The sequence below is a fragment of the Duganella aceris genome, from assembly GCF_011090165.1.
Classification (GTDB): domain Bacteria; phylum Pseudomonadota; class Gammaproteobacteria; order Burkholderiales; family Burkholderiaceae_D; genus Rugamonas; species Rugamonas aceris.
In genome coordinates, this window is the sequence record NZ_JAADJT010000009.1 from 272654 (window position 1) to 290680 (window position 18027).

Here is an 18027-nt window from a genome sequence, read left to right on the forward strand (position 1 = left end):
CATTTGGTGTATCCTATGCGTCTTCGAAACAACGGCTCACGCCTCCTATGCAAGAGCACTCTAGTAGCGTCAAGACTGACGCTAAACCCCATCGGTCACTGTTTGAACGCCTGACCGCACTGATTTCCCCCGAGCCAGAGAACCGTGCTGAACTGCTCGAAGTTCTGCACGACGCCCACGAACGCAACCTGATCGACGCCGACGCCTTGTCGATGATCGAAGGCGTGTTCCAGGTCTCCGACTTGTCCGCCCGTGACATCATGATTCCCCGCTCGCAAATGGATGTCATCGACATCTCCAAGCCGATCGAGGAGTGGATGCCTGCGGTGCTGCAGACCGCCCACTCGCGTTTCCCCGCCATCGAAGGCGAACGCGACAAGGTGATCGGCATCCTGCTGGCCAAGGACTTGCTGCGCTACTACGCCGAAGAATCGTTCGACGTCCGCGACATGCTGCGCCCGGCCATCTTCATTCCCGAATCGAAACGCCTGAATGTGCTGCTGCGCGATTTCCGCGCCAACCACAATCACATGGCGATCGTGGTCGACGAGTACAGCGGCGTGGCCGGCCTGATCACCATCGAGGACGTGCTGGAGCAGATCGTCGGCGACATCGAGGACGAGTACGACTTCGACGAGGAAGAGGACAACATCCTCTCGATCAAGGAAGGCGTGCACGGCCCGCGCTGGCGCATCAAGGCGCTGACCGAGATCGAACAGTTCAACGAGGAACTCGACACCGCGCTGCCCGACGACGACGCCGACACCATCGGCGGTCTGGTCTCCAAGCACCTGGGCCGCATGGCGCACAAGGGCGACACCTTCGACATGGACGGCATGCGCTTTGAAGTGCTGCGCGCCGACGCCCGCCAGATCCACGTGCTGCTGGTGGAAAAACTGCCGCCCGCCGCCGCCGAAGGCGACGACGCATAATGCGTTTTCGCCGCGCCAATCCGAACGATCCCCCCAAGCCGCAACGTTCCACCCGGGGCCGGATGCTGATCACCGGCCTGGCCGGCGCGCTGTGCGTGTTCGCCTTCGCCCCGTTCGGCTGGTGGCCGCTGGAGATCCTCGGCCTGGCGACCTTGTTCTATCAGGTGCTGCGCAGCGCCGACGTCAAGTCCGCCGCGCTGATCGGCTGGGCCTTCGGCTTCGGCTGGACCGCCGCCGGCACCCACTGGCTCTACGTTTCGCTGCATACCTACGGCGCCATGCCGGCGCCGCTGGCGGTGGCCGCCGTGCTGCTGCTGGCCGCCTGCATGGCGATCTACGTCGCGCTGGCGATGGGCGGCGCGGCCTGGCTGCGCAAGCGTTGGACCCTGCCGCTGCCGGCCGCCAACCTGCTGGTGCTGCCGGCGATGTGGGCGCTGTTCGAATGGATACGCGGCTGGCTGTTCACCGGTTTCCCGTGGCTGTCGGCCGGCTACGCCCACAACCACAGCCCGCTGGCCGGCTACGCGCCGATCATCGGCATGTACGGCCTCGGCTGGCTGGCGGCGGTGATCGCCGGCGCGCTGCTGTTGCTGTTGCACCGCACGCGCCTGCAGGCGGGCGGCCTGATCGTCGCGATCTCGGCGGCCGGCGTCGGCCTGAGCTTCCTGCAATGGACCTACCCGGAAGGCAAGCCGATCTCGGTGCGTCTGTTGCAAGGCAATATCCCGCAGGAAGAAAAATTCAACGGCGCCAAGGTGATGGCGACCATGAAGCTGTACCAGGACGCCATCATGGCCGCCCCGGCCGACCTGATCGCCACGCCGGAGACGGCGGTGGTGATGCTGCCGCAGCAGCTGCCGCCGGACTACCTGTCCGGCATCGCGCAATTCCTCAACAAGACCAACAGCAATCTGATCCTCGGCATCCCGCTGGCGGACAGCCAGACCGCCTACTTCAACAGCGTGATCGGCATCCCGTCCAGGCTGGGGTCGAGCTACTACCGCTACGACAAGCACCACCTGGTGCCGTACGGCGAATTCATCCCGCTCGGCTTCCGCTGGTTCGTCAACCTGATGTCGATCCCGCTGGGCGACATGACCAGCGGCCGCGACATCCAGCCGGCGTTCCCGATCAAGGACCAGCGCGTGCTGCCGAACATCTGCTACGAAGACTTGTTCGGCGAAGAGATCGCCGAGCAGCTGAACAATCCGGCGCAGGGCCAGAAGCCCGCCACCATGCTGCTCAACACCTCCAACCTGGCCTGGTTCGGCGACACCATCGCCATCCCGCAGCACTTGCAGATCTCGCAGATGCGCACGCTGGAGACCGGCCGCCCGATGCTGCGCGCGACCAACACCGGCGCCACCGCCATCATCAACGGCGCGGGCGTGATCGTCGAACAGCTGCCGGTCAACACCTACGGCGTGCTGGCGGCGCAGGTGCAAGGCACGGCCGGCAGCACCCCGTATATCCTGTGGGGGAACAAGCTGTTCCTGGCCTTGGCCGCGCTGTCGCTGGCAGGCGCCTGGTTTTGGGCGCGCCGCGCAAAAAACCGGCCAAAAGCCGCTTAATCTCTACAGCCTCCCAGTAAAACCCGCTAAAATTGCCGCTTTAGCGAAACCGCAACCGCGCGCTTTTTTTGGCGCGCCACCGACCACACAAGATGCTGACATTTCAACAAATTATCCTGACCTTGCAAACCTACTGGGACAAGCAAGGCTGCGCCCTGCTCCAGCCGTACGACATGGAAGTCGGCGCCGGCACCTTCCACACCGGCACCTTCCTGCGCGCGATCGGCCCGGAGCCTTGGCGCGCCGCCTACGTGCAACCGTCGCGCCGCCCGAAGGATGGCCGCTACGGCGAGAACCCGAACCGTGGCCAGCACTACTACCAGTACCAGGTGGTGATGAAGCCGGCGCCGGAAAACATCCTCGACCTGTATCTGGGTTCGCTGGAAGCGCTGGGCCTGGACCTGAAGCAGAACGACGTCCGTTTCGTCGAGGATGACTGGGAATCGCCGACGCTGGGCGCCTGGGGCCTGGGTTGGGAAGTCTGGCTGAACGGCATGGAGGTGACGCAGTTCACCTACTTCCAGCAGGTCGGCGGCCTGGATTGCAAGCCGGTGCTGGGCGAGATCACCTACGGCATCGAGCGCCTGGCGATGTACCTGCAGGGCGTCGAGAATATGTACGACCTGGTCTGGACCACGTGGGAAGAGAATGGCGTCACCAAATCGCTGAAGTACGGCGACGTGTTCCATCAAAACGAAGTGGAGCAGTCGGCCTACAACTTCGAGCATTCGAACACCGAACTGCTGTTCGCGCAGTTCAACAACCACGAATCGGAAGCCAAGCGCCTGATCGAGCTGCAACTGACGCTGCCGGCCTATGAGCAGATCATGAAGGCCTCGCACAGCTTCAACCTGCTGGACGCGCGCGGCGCGATCTCGGTGACCGAGCGCGCCGCCTACATCGGCCGCGTGCGCACCTTGTCGCGCCTGGTCGCGCAGGCCTACTACGATTCGCGTGAGCGCCTGGGCTTCCCTATGGCACCTACGGCTGCCGCTGAACAAACTGTATAAATAATATGACTCAAACTCTGCTCATCGAACTGCTGACCGAAGAACTGCCGCCGAAGGCGCTCGCCAAACTGGGCACCGCCTTCGCCGACGGCATCGTCAAAGGCCTGAAATCGCGCGACTTCCTGGAAGACGACAGCGTCGCCACGTCGTACGCCACACCACGCCGCCTGGCCGTGTCGATCACCAAGGTGCGCGCTACCTCGCCGGACAAGGCGATCCGCGAAAAAGTGCTGCCGGTGTCGGTCGCGCTGGACGCCGCCGGCAACGGCACGCCGCCGCTGGCCAAGAAACTGGCCGCGCTGGGCTTCCCCGACCTGACCGTGGCCGATCTGGAACGCGCGCAGGACGGCAAGGCCGAAAGCTTCTTCTACACCTACACGGCGGCCGGCAGCGCGCTGCAAGCCGGCCTGCAAACGGCGCTGGAGGAATCCGTCGCCAAGCTGCCGATTCCTAAAGTGATGAGCTACCAGCGCCCAGACGGCGCCACGGTGCAATTCGTGCGTCCGGCGCACAGCCTGATCGCGCTGCACGGCGCGACGGTGCTGCCACTGACGCTGCTGGGCCTGACCGCGTCCAACGTCAGCGAAGGCCATCGCTTCCTGACCGCGCCGGGCCAGCGCGCCGTCACCATCGCCAACGCCGACAGCTACGCCGCCACGCTGGCAAGCGAAGGCAAGGTACTGGCCGGCGTCGAACAGCGCAAGGAACAGATCCGCGCCGAGCTGCTGGCCAAGGCCGGCGCCGACCAGGTCCTGATGCCTGAAGCGCTGCTGGACGAAGTGGCCGCGCTGGTCGAATGGCCGGTGGTCTACGAATGCAATTTCGAGGAAGAGTTCCTGGCCGTGCCGCAGGAATGCCTGATCCTGACCATGCAGACCAACCAAAAATACTTCGCGCTGACCGACGCCAGCGGCAAGCTGCGCTCGCGCTTCCTGATCGTCTCCAACATCGCCACCGACACGCCGGCCGCCATCATCGACGGCAACGAGCGCGTGGTGCGTCCGCGCCTGTCGGACGCCAAGTTCTTCTTCGAGCAGGACAAGAAGAAGACGCTGGAATCGCGTCTGCCGCTGCTGGACAAGATCGTCTACCACAACAAGCTGGGCACCCAGGCCGCGCGCGGCGAACGCGTCGCAGCATTGGCCGGATACATCGCCACCGCCATCGGCGGCGACGCCACACTGGCGATGCGCGCCGCCAAGCTCTCGAAGGCCGACCTGGTCACCGAGATGGTCGGCGAGTTCCCTGAGCTGCAAGGCATCATGGGCACCTACTACGCCCGCAACGACGGCGAGCCGGAAGATGTGGCCTTGGCCGCGTCCGAGCACTACCAGCCGCGCTTCGCCGGCGACGCGCTGCCGTCGACCGTCACCGGCACCGCCGTGGCGCTGGCCGACAAGCTGGAAACCCTGGTCGGCATCTGGGCCATCGGCCTGGCGCCGACCGGCGACAAGGATCCGTTCGCGCTGCGCCGCCACGCGCTGGGCGTGCTGCGCATGCTGATCGAGAAGCGTTTGCCGCTGTCGATCAGCGCCCTGCTGGCGCAGGCCGCGCAGCTGTTCACCTTCGTGGCAGGCTTCAAGGACCCGAGCGCCGACGTCACCACCTTCATGATCGACCGCCTGCGCGGCATCCTGCGCGAGCGCGGCTTCTCGCCGAACGAGATCGAAGCGGTGGTGGCGCAGAACCCGGACCGCCTGGACGACATCGTGCAGCGCCTGGAAGCGGTGCAAGCCTTCGCCGCGCTGGCCGAATCGGCCTCGCTGGCCGCCGCCAACAAGCGCATCACCAACATCCTGAAGAAGAACGAGGAAGCCTTGGCCGCTGCCGGCGAATCCGGCGTCAACGTCTCGCTGCTGCAGGACGCGGCCGAGATCAACCTCAACGCCGCCGTGATCCGCGTGCTGCCGGAGATCGACGCGGCGTTCAACCGCGGCGACTTCGCCGGCACGCTGAAAACGCTGGCGCAGTTGCGCGACGACGTCGACGCCTTCTTCAACGACGTCATGGTCATGGCCGAGGATGTCGCGCTGCGCAACAACCGTCTGGCGCTGCTGTCGTCCCTGCACGGCATGATGAACCGCGTCGCCGACATCTCGAAACTGGCGGCGTAAATGGGTGCGCCGTCCATGAAACTGATCATCCTCGATCGCGACGGCGTCATCAACCATGATTCGCCGGACTTCATCAAATCGCCGGCCGAGTGGATCCCGATCCCCGGCTCGATGGAAGCGATCGCGCGGCTGAACCAGGCCGGCTACCGGGTGGTGGTGGCGTCGAACCAGTCTGGCATCGCCCGCGAGTTCTTCGACATGACCATCCTCAACGCGATCCACCAGAAGATGCACAACCTGGCGCAGCAGGTCGGCGCCGACATCGACGCGGTGTTCTTCTGCCCGCACGCGGCGGCCGACAATTGCGACTGCCGCAAGCCGAAACCGGGCATGTTCACCGAAATCTCGCAGCGCTACAAGGTCAGCCTGAAAGGCGTGCCGGTGGTGGGCGACTCGCTGCGCGACCTGCAGGCCGGCTATGTCAGCGGCTGCGTGCCTTATCTGGTCCTGACCGGCAAAGGCGAGAAAACGCAAACCACGGGTGGCCTGCCGCCCGGTACAATGACTTTCCCGGATCTGGCGGCGATGGTCACCCACCTGCTGAAAACCAGCGCCCCGCCGGCGCTGCACATCGTTAGCTAATACAAGTTTTTTGGAGTCTGCATTGGGTCATCCCGTTCTGTTCTTACGTTCCCTGGTGTTCACCATCATCATGGTGATCTCGACCATCATCTGGGCCTGCGTCTGCTTTTTGGCGGCGCCGCTGCCGTACAACAAGCGCTTCTGGGTCACCGCGCGCTGGAACGTGTTCATGATCTGGTGCCTCAAGGTCATCTGCGGCATCCGCTACGAAATCAAGGGCGCCGAGAATTTCCCGGACGCGCCGGCGGTGGTGCTGTCCAAGCACCAGTCGGCGTGGGAGACCATCTTCCTGTTGCCGAACATGCCGCGCCCATTGGTGTTCGTGTTCAAGAAGGAGATCCTGTACATTCCCTTCTTCGGCTGGGCGATGGCGCTGCTGCGCATGATCCCGATCGACCGCTCGCAGGGCAAGAACGCGTTCAAGCACGTGGTCAACCACGGCAAGCGCCGCCTCGCGGACGGCCAGTGGATTATCATGTTCCCGGAGGGGACGCGGATCCCGGTCGGCCAGGCCGGCAAGTACAAGAGCGGCGGCACCCGCCTCGCCATCGAGACCGGCGCGGTGGTGGTGCCGATTGCCCACAACTCCGGCGAGTGCTGGCCAAAAAACTCTTTCATCAAACGGCCCGGCCTTGTTACAGTATCGATAGGTAAGCCAATTTCGCCGGAAGGCCAGACGCCGGACGGCATGATGCAACAGGTGGAAAATTGGATAGAATCAGAAATGCGCGTCATTTCGCCCCACGCCTACAGCGCTGGCTAGACGACCTCGCGACGCTGGTGAAGCCGGCGTCGCCCGATGTCAACCAGCTTGACCTGTTCGGACGGGAGGCACAGTCGCCGGCTGCTGTGAAGCCGGTGTATACCGCCCCTGTCTGGACGGTGCCCGCGCCATCCGCATCGAATTCCCCTCCTCCCGTTTCTCCCTATGTCGCGCCACCCGCGACCGCCGTGCCGGTCAAGCCGCGCGCGCTGGTGGTGCCGCCGTCGGACCAGCCGCCCAAGCGCCAGCTGATGGTCGGCGAATTCATCCTCGAATACGAACTGCGTCGCTCGACGCGGCGCTCGATCGGCTTCATGATCGACGACGACGGTCTGCGCGTGACCGCGCCCAAGCGCATCAGCATCGCCGAAATCGACAACGCCATACGCACCAAGCAGCACTGGATCCTCAGCAAGCTGAAAGAACGGCGCGAACGCCGCGCCGCGCGGCTGGAAAAGCCGCCGATCGAATGGATCGACGGCGCGCAACTGCCCTATCTCGGCGCCGACATCACGCTGCGGCTGCTGGTCGGCGGCCGTAATCGCAGCAGCTACAATCCGGCGACGCGCGAACTGTCGATGGTGCTGGTGCCCGGCGCCACCGAGACGCTGCTGCGCGAGCGCGTCAAGGCCTGGTATCAGCAGGAGGCCAAGGTGCTGTTCGAGCAGCGGCTGGACGTCTACGCCGAGCGGCTTGGGGTGCGCTATCACTCTTTCGGCCTGTCGTCGGCCGGCACCCGCTGGGGCTCGTGCACGGCCGACCGCAAGATCCGCCTGAACTGGAAACTGATCCACTTCTCGCAACCGCTGATCGATTACGTCATCGCCCACGAACTATCGCACATCCTGGAGATGAACCACAGCGCGCAGTTCTGGAACACGGTCGGCAGCATCTACCCCGAATACGAAGAAGCCAAGAACCTGCTGCGCAAGCGCGCGCAGGAGCTTCCGGTCCTGTTCTAACTCCACGAAAGTCGTCATGACACTGTTTACCCGCCTTGCGCAGGCGTCGCTGCTGCTTGCCTTCTGCCTCAGCGCCAGCGCCGCCGCGCCCCGATACACCGCCTCCCCGTGCATCGGCGACTTTTCCGGCGTCGCGCAGAAAGTCGAATGCGGCACGCTCAGCGTCGATGAAACCGCCGGCAAATCGAACGGACGACGGGTAGCGATGCCGGTCGCGGTGGTGCGCGCCGCGCATCCGCGCGCCGGCCAGCCGCCGGTGATCTACCTGCACGGTGGGCCGGGCAGCAGCGCGCTGGCCAACCTGCCGGACATGCTGCGCGGACCGGTCGGCCGCGAGCTGGTGGCGCAGGACCAGGACTGGATCTTCTTCGACCAGCGCGGCGGCCACCTGACCGCGCCGGTGCTCGATTGCGGCGACGCCGCGCTGAACGACCTCGGGCCGCTGTCCGACGTATCGGCGCGCCAGCTGAGCGCCTGCGGCGCGCGCCACGCGGCGGCCGGCGTCGACCTGGGCAGCTACAACTCGACGGCGGTGGCGCGCGACGTGCAGGATCTGCGCCGCGCGCTGAAGCTGGAGCGCTTCGACCTGTTCGGCGTGTCGTACGGCACCCGGGTGGGCTTCGCGGTGCTGAGCCACGCGCCGCAGGGCGTGCGCGCGGCGGTGCTGGATTCGGTATGGTCGCCGGACGCCACCTGGACCGAAGGCTCGCCGCTGGTGGTGTCGCGCGCGGTGGCGCTGATCTTCCGCTTGTGCGGCGCCGACCCGGCCTGCCACGCGGCCTATCCGGATCCGGCCGCGCTGTTGCGGCAGACGGCGCAGCGTTTCCTGGATGCGCCGCAGAAATCTGCCTCGGGCCAGAGCTACAGCGCGACCGACCTGGGCGCCTTCCTGATGGACGCGGTCTACGATCCGGACGGCGCGCGCAGCCTGCCGCGCGACGTCGCGGCGATCGCCGCCGGCGACTTCAGCGCCATCGACGCGCAAGCGTTCACGCGCGGCTACGCCAAGGCGCAGCACATGGCCTTCCTGTGCAAGGAAGAGATCCCGTTCGAGCGGCGCGACCACGTCGCCGACGGCACCGCCGGCGATCCGGTGGCGCAACTGGCGGTGGCGTCGTTGCAGCGCTATTTCGACGTCTGCCCGTCGTACCCGGTCGGCGCCATCGACCCGGGCGAGGCCAAACCGCTGCGCAGCGCGGTGCCGACGCTGTTCATCGCGCCCGAGATCGATCCCGGCTGCCCGCCCGAAATGGCGGCCGCCACCGCCAAATTGTTCAGCCACGGCCAGCTGGCGCAGATCCCGAACGTCACCCACGGCGCCTTCCGCACCAGCGCCTGCACCCGCAGCCTGGTGCGCGCCTACCTGCGCGATCCGTCGGCGGCGCCGGACCTGTCCTGCCTCTCGCCGGAACATGACAAGTTCGTCTTCACGCTGAAGTAGGCGCGCCGCTCACGTCCAAGCCCATGTCCGAATGTCGGCACTGACACCGGGGGTTATTAGAGGAGCGGGGGCAGCAGCGCGAGGGTGCGGCTGGTGGCGCCGCGATACTGGTTGGCGAAGGTCAGCGCATTGCGGCCCATCGCTGCGCGCGCGGCGTCGTCGCGCAGCAGGCGCGAGGTCGCGGTGATCAAGCCGGCGGCGTCGGCGACGCGCTCGGCGCCGCCCACCTTCAGCGCATCTTCCGTCGATTCGGCGAAGTTGAAGGTGTGCTGCCCGATCAGCACCGGCTTGCCCAGCGCCGCCGGCTCGATCAGATTCTGCCCGCCCAACGGCATCAGGCTGCCGCCGACAAAGGCCACGTCACAGGCCGCGTAGTAGGCGAACATCTCGCCCATCGAATCGCCCAGCAGCACATCCACATGCCCGGCCAGCGGGCTGCCGTCCAAGGCCAGCTTGCTGCGCCGCTGCACGTTCAGCCCGTGCGCGCCGATCATGGTTTCCACTTCGCCGAAGCGCTGCGGATGGCGCGGCACGATCAGCAGCAGCAGCCGCGCCGGCAACGACGACCGGTCCTGTCGATAAGCATCCAGGATCAGCTCCTCCTCGCCCTCGCGCGTGCTGGCGCACAGCAGCACCGGACGGGTGCCGATGCTGGCGCGCAGCGATGCGCCGATGGCCAGCGCCGCTTCCGGCACCACCACGTCGAACTTGATGCTGCCGGTGACCTCGACGCGCGGCACGCCCAGCGAACGTATGCGCTGCGCGTCGGCCTCGGTCTGCGCGGCGACCAGCGAGATGCCGCGCGCCGCGTTCAGCATCAGCGATCCGAGACGCACGGCCTTGCGCAGCGAGCGTTCAGACAAGCGCGCGTTGGCCAGCACCACCGGCACACCGCGCGCATTGCAGCCGGCGATCAGGTTGGGCCAGACCTCGGTCTCCATCAGGATGCAGACCGACGGTTTGAAATGCTTGATGAAGCTGCTGACCATGAAGCCGGTGTCGTACGGCAGGTAGGACTGCACCAGCCGTGCACCGTGGCGGGCGAACAGCGACTTGCCGGTGGCGCGGCCGGTCGGCGTCATGTGCGTCAGGACGACGCGCGCCGACGGATACTCGGCCAGCAGCGCATCGATCAGCGGCTCGGCGGCGCGGGTCTCGCCGACCGAGACGGCGTGCACCCACAAAGTCTGCGCGGCGGAAGCGGCGCCACCATAGAAACCCAGCCGCTCGCCCCAATGCTGGCGATAGCCCGGTTCCTTGCGGCCGCGCAGCCACAGGCGCGTCAGCACCAGCGGCAAGGCCAGCCACCAGGCGAAAGAATAAAGTAGGCGCATCATGAGGCCAGCAAGCTCTTGGCGGCGGCCAGCACTTCGGGCACCGACGGCGGCGCGCCACGGTCGCCGAGGTTGATGATGCGCGGCGACCAGTTGCCTTCGGTCTTCCAGCGCGGCGAATCGGCGTAGATCTCCACCGTCGGCCGCACGAAGGCGGCGGCGATGTGGGTCAGGCCGGTGTCGACGCCGATCACCAGCGAGGCGTGGCGCGCCAGCAGCATCGCGTCCGCCATCGACAGCTTGGGCAGCACGCGCGCGTTCGGCAATGCGGCGGCGACATGCTCCGCCTCCGCCTTCTCTTTCGGCGAGCCCCATGGCAGCAGGATGGTCATCGGCGCCAGCTCGCGCCCGAGCGCGATCCAGTTGTCGGGCGCCCACTTCTTCGGATCGCGCGCGGTGCCGTGGAAGTAGACCGCATAAGGCTCGGCCGGCATCCACGCCGGACGCGCCTCGTCGGCGGACACCGGCGGCAGCCCGAAATCGGCCGGCGTATCGACCGCGTAACCCAGCGCAGCGCCGGCGACGATGCGGCCGCGCGCCACCGCGTGGGTGCGCGGATCGGTCGAAATGCTCAAATTATGGAAGACGCGCGAGATGCCCTCATAGCCCGAACCCTCGCTGCCGTTGGCCAGGCCGACCTTGCGGCCGCCCTTCACCACGCGCGCCGCGCCCATGATGACGCCGGTCTTGAGCAGGCCCTGGGTGTCGAATACATAGTCGTACTGCTGCGCGCGCAGGGTGCGGAAGAAGCCCTTGATCTCGGCCCGCGTTTCCGGCTTGCCGAGGCTCTTGCGCCAGCGCCGCAGCGCGAACGGGATGATGTTGCGCACGCGCGGATTCAGGCGCACCAGGCTGACATAGCCCTCCTCCACCACCCAGTCGATATTCGCGTCCGGGAAATGGCGGGCGATGTCGGCCACCATCGGCAGGTTGTGCAGCACGTCGCCCAGCGAGGAGACGCGCACCAGCAAGATGTTCAACGGCTTGCCGCCGCCCGCCCGCGTCGCCATCTTAGAACGGCAGTTCCGCGTCCGGCTTGGCGGCCAGGATCACGCGCTTGAACTCGCCCTGGATGCGCGCCAGCGCTTCCGGCGTCTCCGCTTCGAAGCGCATCACGATCACCGGCGTGGTGTTGGACGAACGAGCCAGGCCAAAGCCGTCCTCGTATTCCACGCGCAGGCCGTCGATGGTGATGATCTGCTTGTGGCCCGGGAATTCGGCGTTCGCGCGCAGGTGGTCCATCACGATGAAATTCTCGCCTTCCTTCAGGTGCAGATGCAGCTCGGGCGTGCTGTCCGATTGCGGCAGCGCGTTCAGCAGCGCCGATGGATCCGTTTCCTTGGTCAGGATCTCCAGCATGCGCGCGCCGGCGTACAAGCCGTCGTCGAAACCGTACCAGCGGTCCTTGAAGAAGATATGGCCGCTCATCTCGCCGCCCAACGGCGCGCCGGTTTCCTTCAGCTTGGCCTTGACCAGCGAGTGGCCGGTCTTGTACATCAGCGGCACGCCGCCCGATTTCTCGATGTACGGCGCCAGGTGGCGGGTGCACTTCACGTCGTACAGGATCTGCGCGCCCTGGTTGCGCGACAGGACATCGGCCGCGAACAACATCATCTGGCGGTCCGGATAGATGATCTGGCCATCCTTGGTGACCAGGCCCAGACGATCGCCGTCGCCGTCGAAGGCCAGGCCGATCTCGGCGTCGGTCTCCTGCAGGCAGCGGATCAGGTCCTGCAGGTTTTCCGGATGCGCCGGATCGGGATGGTGGTTCGGGAAATTGCCGTCCACTTCGCAGAACAGCTCAATCACTTCGCAGCCCATGCCGCGATACAGGTCGCCCGCGAACGCGCCGGCCACGCCGTTGCCGCAGTCGACCGCGATCTTGATCGGGCGCGAGACCTTGACGTCGCCGATGATGCGCTCCAGGTATTGGGCGCGGATGTCATGGGTGCTGTAGGCGCCCAGCGTGGCCGCCGACGAACCGTCGTGCGCGACGATGCTGTCGTACAGGCCGGTGATCGAGTCGCCGTGGATCGCCTCGCCCGCCAGCACCATCTTGAAGCCGTTATAGTCCGGTGGATTGTGGCTGCCGGTGACCATGATGCCGGACGCGGCGCCCAGCACGTTGGTGCCGAAATAGACCATCGGCGTGGCGACCACACCCAGGTCGATCACGTCGACGCCGGCGGCCTGCAGGCCTTCGGCCAGCGCGGCGGCCAGGTAGGGGCCGGACAGGCGTCCGTCACGGCCGATCACCACTTTGTTTTCGCCCTTGGCCAAGGCGGCCCGGCCGAACGCCTGGCCGATCTGGCGCGCCACGCCGGCATCCAGGGTTTTATCGATGATGCCGCGGATATCGTAAGCTTTGAAAATCGTTTTGGATAAGGTGACCATATTGGAATGTGCGAGATGCGCGACAAAGCGCGATTGAAGGGAGAAGACGAGTCAATATTATATCGTTTGATACCGGATTAATCTTTCTTGTGGCGGATCATCCAGCGCGGCGATTTGAAGCGCACGATGCGCACGTAAATCCAGATATAGCTGCCGATGAAAAGCAGGCACGAAATCATCAGCACCCAGGTATAGCGCCAGAATACGGTGGCCGGAATCACCGCCATCAGCGAAAACATCCACAGGTAGGGCGAGGTTAGCGAATTGCGGCGGATCAGCGCGCGCGCCTCCTTGCGCCCCACCGCCCATTGCACGATGCGGCGGAAGATCAGGCTGTGCAGGTGGATACCGTCCGGCATCGCCGGCGATTTACCGCGCACGAACATGCGGCGGTAGACCGAGAACAGGGTTTCGAAGGTCGGGTAAATCAGCAGCAGCGCGGCATACCAGGTCGACACCTGCGGATTGCGCATCACCAGCAGCAGCGCCAGTTCGCCCAGCATGAAGCCGATGAAGTACGCGCCGCCGTCGCCGAGAAAGATCATGCCGACCGGGTAGTTCCAGATCAGGAAGCCGGCGGTGGCGCCGGCCACCATCAGCGCCGCGATCAGCACGAACATATCGTTGACCTGCAAGGCCACATAGCCGAGCGACAGCAGCATGCAGATGCACACCACGCTGGCCAGGCCGTTGAAGCCGTCGATGATGTTGATGGCGTTGGCGATGCCGGCCACCGCCAGCACCGTCAGCGGCAGCGTGATCCACACGTATTGGATCGGCCAGACGGAAAAGGCCCAGTCGATGCGGTCGACCCGGGCGTCGAGCAGAAAATAGCCGAGGGCGGCGGCGGCCATGGTCAGGATCAGGCGGCGGGCGGCGCTGACGCGGCCGGTGTAATCTTCGACGATGCCGCCGATGAAGGCGACCGCCGAGCAGGCCAGCAGCGACAGCAACCACTGGCTCATGGCCGGCACGCGCCAGATGGAGATGCAGGAACTGAGCGCCACGGAAAGGAAGATCGACAGGCCGCCGATGCGGGCGACGCGATGCTTGTGCACTTTTTGCACACCTTGGAAGTCGGAATCCAGCGCTGGACCGTGCAATCGCGCTTCTTTAATCACCAGCAGGGTTAGCAGCGCGGAAGCGACAAAGCTCAGTAGGAAGGAAAACATATTTTATTTGGTTTTTTTGCGTTGCATCGCAACATGAAGCATTGTCAGCGCGCCAATTGGCGATTGTACCGGATTAAGAATGGCTGACTTCAATTGATCGCCAGGAATGCTGCGTCAGCGGCAAAAATAACGCATTTGCAACGGCGACGGCATGATACCAGTAGTGGTTTGGCTTGGTGGGATTGCTTACCAATCGATACAAGTCCGGGGTCAGTTCCGGCATCGTGCCACGAACTCTGCCGTAGCGCATGCTACCGCAGAGTTCGTGGCACGATGCCGGAACTGACCCCGGTTATTGCATGCACAGATGCAGCGCTTCCTTCCACTCCGGCAAGCGGCAGAAGCGCGCGGTCAGCCGTTCCGACGACATCACCGAGTAGTGCGGCCGCTTGGCCGGGGTCGGATAGTCGGCGGTGGAGATCGGCAGCACGCGGCATTCGAGCCCCGCCGCTTCGACGATGGCCTGGGTGAATTCGAACCACGTGGTCTGTCCCTGCGCGCTCAGGTGGTAGACGCCGCTATTCTGCACCCACCATTCGCGTCCGCCGGCGTGCGCCTGCGACAGCACCTGCGCCGAAACGTCGGCGATGGTCCGGCTCCAGGTCGGCGCGCCGACCTGGTCGGCCACCACTTTCAGTTCGTCGCGTTCCTTGGCCAGGCGCAGCATGGTCAGCAGGAAGTTCTTGCCGCGCATGCCGTACACCCAGCTGGTGCGGAAGATCAGGTGCGGAATCCCGGCCGCCGCGATCGCCCGCTCGCCGGCCAGCTTGCTGGCGCCGTAGACGTTGAGCGGCCCGGTCGCATCGTCCTCGACGCGCGGCGCCGGCTGCGAGCCGTCGAACACGTAGTCGGTCGAATAGTGCACCATCGCCGCGCCCAGCAGCTTGGCTTCCTGCGCCATCAGGCCCGGCGCTTCGGCGTTGACGCGGTACGCCAGCTCCGGCTCGCTCTCGGCCTTGTCGACCGCCGTGTAGGCGGCCGGATTGACGATCAGGCCCGGCTTGACGCGGCGGATCACGTCGCGCACCTGGTCCAGGTCGGACAGGTCCATCACCTCGCGGTCCACCGCCACCACTTCGCCCACACCCTGCAGGCTGCGCGCCAGCTCATAGCCCACCTGGCCGGTACCGCCGGTCAGCAGGATCTTCATGCGAACACCTCGGCGTCGGCCAGCAACGCGGCGGCCTGGTCCTTGCCGGACAACAGCGGCGTGCCCAGCTCGGCGGGCCACTCGATGCCGATCGCCGGGTCGTTCCACAAGATGGCGCGTTCGTGCTCGGGGGCCCAATAGTCGGTGGTCTTGTACAGGAACTCGGCGTGCTCGGAGGTGACCACGAAGCCGTGCGCGAAGCCCGGCGGGATCCACAACTGGCGCTTGTTCTCGGCCGACAGCTCGACGCCGTGCCATAGTCCGAAGGTCGGCGAGCTCTTGCGCAAATCGACGGCGACGTCGAACACCGAGCCGACGGTGGCGCGCACCAGCTTGCCCTGCGCTTGCTGGATCTGGTAATGCAGGCCGCGCAGCACGCCCTTGCTGGAGCGCGAATGGTTGTCCTGCACGAAGTCGGCGGCCACGCCGGTCAGCTCGGCGAAGCGGCGCGCGTTGAAGCTCTCGAAGAAAAAGCCGCGGTCGTCGCCGAACACGCGCGGCTCCAGCACCAGCAGGCCTTCCAGCTGCGTAGCAATCACGTTCATCGTGGCACGACCTTATCTTCCAGTATCTGCAGCAGGTATTGGCCGTAGTTGTTTTTCTTCAGCGGCTCGGCCAGCTTGCGCAACTGCGCGGCATCGATATAGCCCTTGCGATAAGCGATCTCTTCCGGGCACGCCACTTTCAGGCCCTGGCGTTTTTCGATGGTGGCGATGAATTGCGACGCATCCAGCAAGGACTCGTGGGTGCCGGTGTCCAGCCACGCCATGCCGCGCCCCATCACCTCGACGTTGAGCTGCTGCTTTTCCAGGTAGACGCGGTTGACGTCGGTGATCTCCAGCTCGCCGCGCGCGGACGGCTTGATCGACGCAGCGATGTCGCACACCTGGCTGTCGTAGAAGTACAGGCCGGTCACGGCGTAGTTTGACTTCGGCTTCAGCGGTTTTTCTTCGATCGACACGGCGCTGCGGCTAGCGTCGAACTCGACCACGCCGTAGCGCTCCGGATCCTGCACATGGTAGGCGAACACGGTGGCGCCGTCGGTCTGTTCGGTCGCATGGCGCAGCAAGCCGTCGAGGTCGTTTCCGTAGTAGATGTTATCGCCGAGGATCAGCGCCGACGGCGCATCCCCGATGAATTCCTTGCCGATGATGAAGGCTTGCGCCAGGCCGTCCGGCGACGGTTGCACCGCGTAGCTGATGCTCAAGCCCCACTGACTACCGTCGCCCAGCAAATCCTGGAAACGCGGCGTGTCCTGCGGCGTCGAGATGATCAGAATCTCGCGCATGCCGGCCAGCATCAGCGTGGTCAGCGGATGGTAGATCATCGGCTTGTCGTAGATCGGCAGCAGCTGCTTGGAGACGCTCATCGTCACCGGATACAGCCGGGTGCCGGAACCGCCCGCCAGAATGATGCCTTTGCGTTGTGGAGTGCTCATGCCTGGCCTTCGCGATTAAAGTAATTGGTTTCCACCCATTTGGCGTAGCCGCCCGACTGCACGTCGGCCACCCAGGCCTGGTTGTCCAGGTACCACTGCACCGTCTTGGCGATGCCGGTCTGGAAGGTCTCGGCCGGCTTCCAGCCCAGCTCGCGCTCCAGCTTGCGGGCGTCGATGGCGTAGCGGCGGTCGTGGCCGGGACGGTCTTTGACGTAAGTGATCTGCGCGCGGTAGCTGGCGCCGTCGGCCTTCGGCTTGAGCGTGTCGAGCATGTCGCACAGCGTGTGCACCACGTCCAGGTTGGCCATTTCGTTCCAGCCGCCGACGTTGTAGGTCTCGCCGAGGCGGCCCGCTTCCAGCACGCGACGGATCGCGGCGCAGTGGTCGCTGACGTACAGCCAGTCGCGCACCTGCTGGCCGTCGCCGTAGATCGGCAGCGGCTTGCCGGCCTGCGCGTTGGCGATGATCAGCGGGATCAGCTTTTCCGGGAAGTGGTAGGGACCGTAGTTGTTGGAGCAGTTGGTGGTCAGCACCGGCAGGCCGTAGGTGTGGAAGTACGAGCGCACCAGATGGTCGGAGGCGGCCTTCGATGCCGAATACGGGCTGTTCGGCGCGAACGCGGTGGTTTCGCTGAACGGCGCGTCGTCCGGGCCGAGCGTGCCGTAGACCTCGTCGGTCGACACGTGCAGGAAGCGGAACGCGGCCTTGTCGTCGTCGCCCAGCGCGGTCCAGTAGGCGCGCGCCGCTTCGAGCAGGCTGAAGGTGCCGTTGATGTTGGTGTTGATGAATTCGCCCGGACCGACGATGGAGCGGTCGACGTGACTTTCGGCGGCGAAGTGCACCACCGCGCGCGGCTTGTGCTGCTGGAACAGCGCCAGCACCTGGGCCTGATCGCAGATATCGCCGCGCACGAAGGTGTGGCGCGGGTCCTGCTTCAGCGATGCCAGGTTGTTCAGATTGCCGGCGTACGTCAGCTTGTCGAAATTGATAACAGGCTCATCCGACTGGGCCAGCCAGTCGAGCACGAAATTCGAACCTATGAAACCAGCACCACCTGTCACAAAAATCATTTAGTATCCCGCTGCAAGCGTCAAATTAGTCTTAAGCATGATTTTATGTGAAACTGCCCGTCTACCGGGCAAAAATCGACATCGCTCACTCTGA

General features: G+C 65.2%; 16 protein-coding genes. 8 read left to right on the forward strand and 8 right to left on the reverse strand.

What is annotated here, in order from left to right:
* Window positions 1-47 precede the first annotated feature (47 nt).
* The 8 genes from GW587_RS20670 to GW587_RS20705 all read left to right on the forward strand — a co-directional run bounded on the left by GW587_RS20670 (window position 48) and on the right by GW587_RS20705 (window position 9375).
* Complete coding sequence (locus GW587_RS20670) at window positions 48-932, forward strand: CorC family transporter (protein ID WP_166106488.1); 885 nt, start codon at window positions 48-50, stop codon at window positions 930-932.
* Window positions 932-2503 carry an apolipoprotein N-acyltransferase gene (lnt, locus tag GW587_RS20675; RefSeq protein ID WP_166106489.1) on the forward strand — a complete coding sequence of 524 codons (1572 nt, stop codon included), beginning with the start codon at window positions 932-934 and terminating at the stop codon, window positions 2501-2503. Before GW587_RS20670 ends, lnt begins: the two co-directional genes overlap by 1 nt.
* 92 nt (window positions 2504-2595) lie before the next feature.
* A complete protein-coding gene (glyQ, locus tag GW587_RS20680; RefSeq protein WP_166106490.1) occupies window positions 2596-3513 on the forward strand; it encodes a glycine--tRNA ligase subunit alpha in 918 nt (305 codons plus the stop codon).
* A gap of 5 nt (window positions 3514-3518) precedes the next feature.
* Window positions 3519-5627: a glycine--tRNA ligase subunit beta gene (gene glyS / locus GW587_RS20685; RefSeq protein WP_166106491.1), complete on the forward strand. Its 2109-nt coding sequence runs from the start codon at window positions 3519-3521 to the stop codon at window positions 5625-5627.
* Window positions 5628-5642: 15 nt separating this feature from the next.
* Entirely contained in the window at window positions 5643-6209 is a 567-nt protein-coding gene (gene gmhB / locus GW587_RS20690; RefSeq protein WP_166106492.1) for a D-glycero-beta-D-manno-heptose 1,7-bisphosphate 7-phosphatase, read from the forward strand.
* A 70-nt stretch (window positions 6210-6279) separates the two neighbouring features.
* On the forward strand, window positions 6280-6972 hold the full coding sequence (locus GW587_RS20695; RefSeq protein ID WP_371875631.1) for a lysophospholipid acyltransferase family protein: 693 nt from the start codon (window positions 6280-6282) through the stop codon (window positions 6970-6972).
* Window positions 6973-6989: 17 nt separating this feature from the next.
* Complete coding sequence (locus tag GW587_RS20700; RefSeq protein ID WP_166106555.1) at window positions 6990-7934, forward strand: M48 family metallopeptidase; 945 nt, start codon at window positions 6990-6992, stop codon at window positions 7932-7934.
* Window positions 7935-7950: 16 nt separating this feature from the next.
* On the forward strand, window positions 7951-9375 hold the full coding sequence (locus tag GW587_RS20705) for an alpha/beta fold hydrolase (RefSeq protein WP_166106494.1): 1425 nt from the start codon (window positions 7951-7953) through the stop codon (window positions 9373-9375).
* A 56-nt stretch (window positions 9376-9431) separates the two neighbouring features.
* Here the strand turns inward: GW587_RS20705 and waaA are convergent, their stop codons facing one another.
* The 8 genes from waaA to rfbB form a co-directional block, all read right to left on the reverse strand.
* A complete protein-coding gene (gene waaA, locus GW587_RS20710) occupies window positions 9432-10709 on the reverse strand; it encodes a lipid IV(A) 3-deoxy-D-manno-octulosonic acid transferase (protein WP_166106556.1) in 1278 nt (425 codons plus the stop codon).
* Entirely contained in the window at window positions 10709-11719 is a 1011-nt protein-coding gene (gene waaC / locus GW587_RS20715; protein ID WP_166106495.1) for a lipopolysaccharide heptosyltransferase I, read from the reverse strand. The genes waaA and waaC overlap by 1 nt, the downstream gene beginning before the upstream one ends.
* A 1-nt stretch (window position 11720) precedes the next feature.
* Window positions 11721-13103 carry a phosphomannomutase/phosphoglucomutase gene (locus GW587_RS20720; RefSeq protein ID WP_166106496.1) on the reverse strand — a complete coding sequence of 461 codons (1383 nt, stop codon included), beginning with the start codon at window positions 13101-13103 and terminating at the stop codon, window positions 11721-11723.
* A 77-nt stretch (window positions 13104-13180) separates the two neighbouring features.
* Window positions 13181-14275 (reverse strand): glycosyltransferase family 4 protein, encoded by a 1095-nt coding sequence (locus tag GW587_RS20725; RefSeq protein ID WP_166106497.1) that lies wholly within the window; start codon window positions 14273-14275, stop codon window positions 13181-13183.
* Window positions 14276-14567: 292 nt separating this feature from the next.
* The gene (rfbD, locus tag GW587_RS20730) at window positions 14568-15425 is read right to left on the reverse strand and encodes a dTDP-4-dehydrorhamnose reductase (RefSeq protein ID WP_166106498.1); all 858 of its coding nucleotides are present in this window, start codon (window positions 15423-15425) and stop codon (window positions 14568-14570) included.
* Window positions 15422-15970, reverse strand: coding sequence for a dTDP-4-dehydrorhamnose 3,5-epimerase (rfbC, locus tag GW587_RS20735; protein ID WP_166106499.1), 549 nt, complete (start codon window positions 15968-15970; stop codon window positions 15422-15424). Before rfbC ends, rfbD begins: the two co-directional genes overlap by 4 nt.
* Entirely contained in the window at window positions 15967-16863 is an 897-nt protein-coding gene (rfbA, locus tag GW587_RS20740) for a glucose-1-phosphate thymidylyltransferase RfbA (RefSeq protein ID WP_166106500.1), read from the reverse strand. Before rfbA ends, rfbC begins: the two co-directional genes overlap by 4 nt.
* Window positions 16860-17933: a dTDP-glucose 4,6-dehydratase gene (rfbB, locus tag GW587_RS20745; RefSeq protein ID WP_166106501.1), complete on the reverse strand. Its 1074-nt coding sequence runs from the start codon at window positions 17931-17933 to the stop codon at window positions 16860-16862. The genes rfbA and rfbB overlap by 4 nt, the downstream gene beginning before the upstream one ends.
* Window positions 17934-18027: the final 94 nt, after the last annotated feature.

Coding starts and splice junctions, on each gene's coding strand:
- GW587_RS20725 (WP_166106497.1), bottom strand. CDS start 14,275: ATGTTTTCCTTCCTACTGAGCTTTGTCGCTTCCGCGCTGCTAACCCTG.
- rfbC (WP_166106499.1), bottom strand. CDS start 15,970: ATGAACGTGATTGCTACGCAGCTGGAAGGCCTGCTGGTGCTGGAGCCG.
- GW587_RS20670 (WP_166106488.1), top strand. CDS start 48: ATGCAAGAGCACTCTAGTAGCGTCAAGACTGACGCTAAACCCCATCGG.
- gmhB (WP_166106492.1), top strand. CDS start 5,643: ATGAAACTGATCATCCTCGATCGCGACGGCGTCATCAACCATGATTCG.
- waaA (WP_166106556.1), bottom strand. CDS start 10,709: ATGCGCCTACTTTATTCTTTCGCCTGGTGGCTGGCCTTGCCGCTGGTG.
- glyQ (WP_166106490.1), top strand. CDS start 2,596: ATGCTGACATTTCAACAAATTATCCTGACCTTGCAAACCTACTGGGAC.
- lnt (WP_166106489.1), top strand. CDS start 932: ATGCGTTTTCGCCGCGCCAATCCGAACGATCCCCCCAAGCCGCAACGT.
- GW587_RS20705 (WP_166106494.1), top strand. CDS start 7,951: ATGACACTGTTTACCCGCCTTGCGCAGGCGTCGCTGCTGCTTGCCTTC.
- rfbD (WP_166106498.1), bottom strand. CDS start 15,425: ATGAAGATCCTGCTGACCGGCGGTACCGGCCAGGTGGGCTATGAGCTG.
- rfbB (WP_166106501.1), bottom strand. CDS start 17,933: ATGATTTTTGTGACAGGTGGTGCTGGTTTCATAGGTTCGAATTTCGTG.
- waaC (WP_166106495.1), bottom strand. CDS start 11,719: ATGGCGACGCGGGCGGGCGGCGGCAAGCCGTTGAACATCTTGCTGGTG.
- GW587_RS20695 (WP_371875631.1), top strand. CDS start 6,280: ATGGTGATCTCGACCATCATCTGGGCCTGCGTCTGCTTTTTGGCGGCG.
- GW587_RS20720 (WP_166106496.1), bottom strand. CDS start 13,103: ATGGTCACCTTATCCAAAACGATTTTCAAAGCTTACGATATCCGCGGC.
- rfbA (WP_166106500.1), bottom strand. CDS start 16,863: ATGAGCACTCCACAACGCAAAGGCATCATTCTGGCGGGCGGTTCCGGC.
- glyS (WP_166106491.1), top strand. CDS start 3,519: ATGACTCAAACTCTGCTCATCGAACTGCTGACCGAAGAACTGCCGCCG.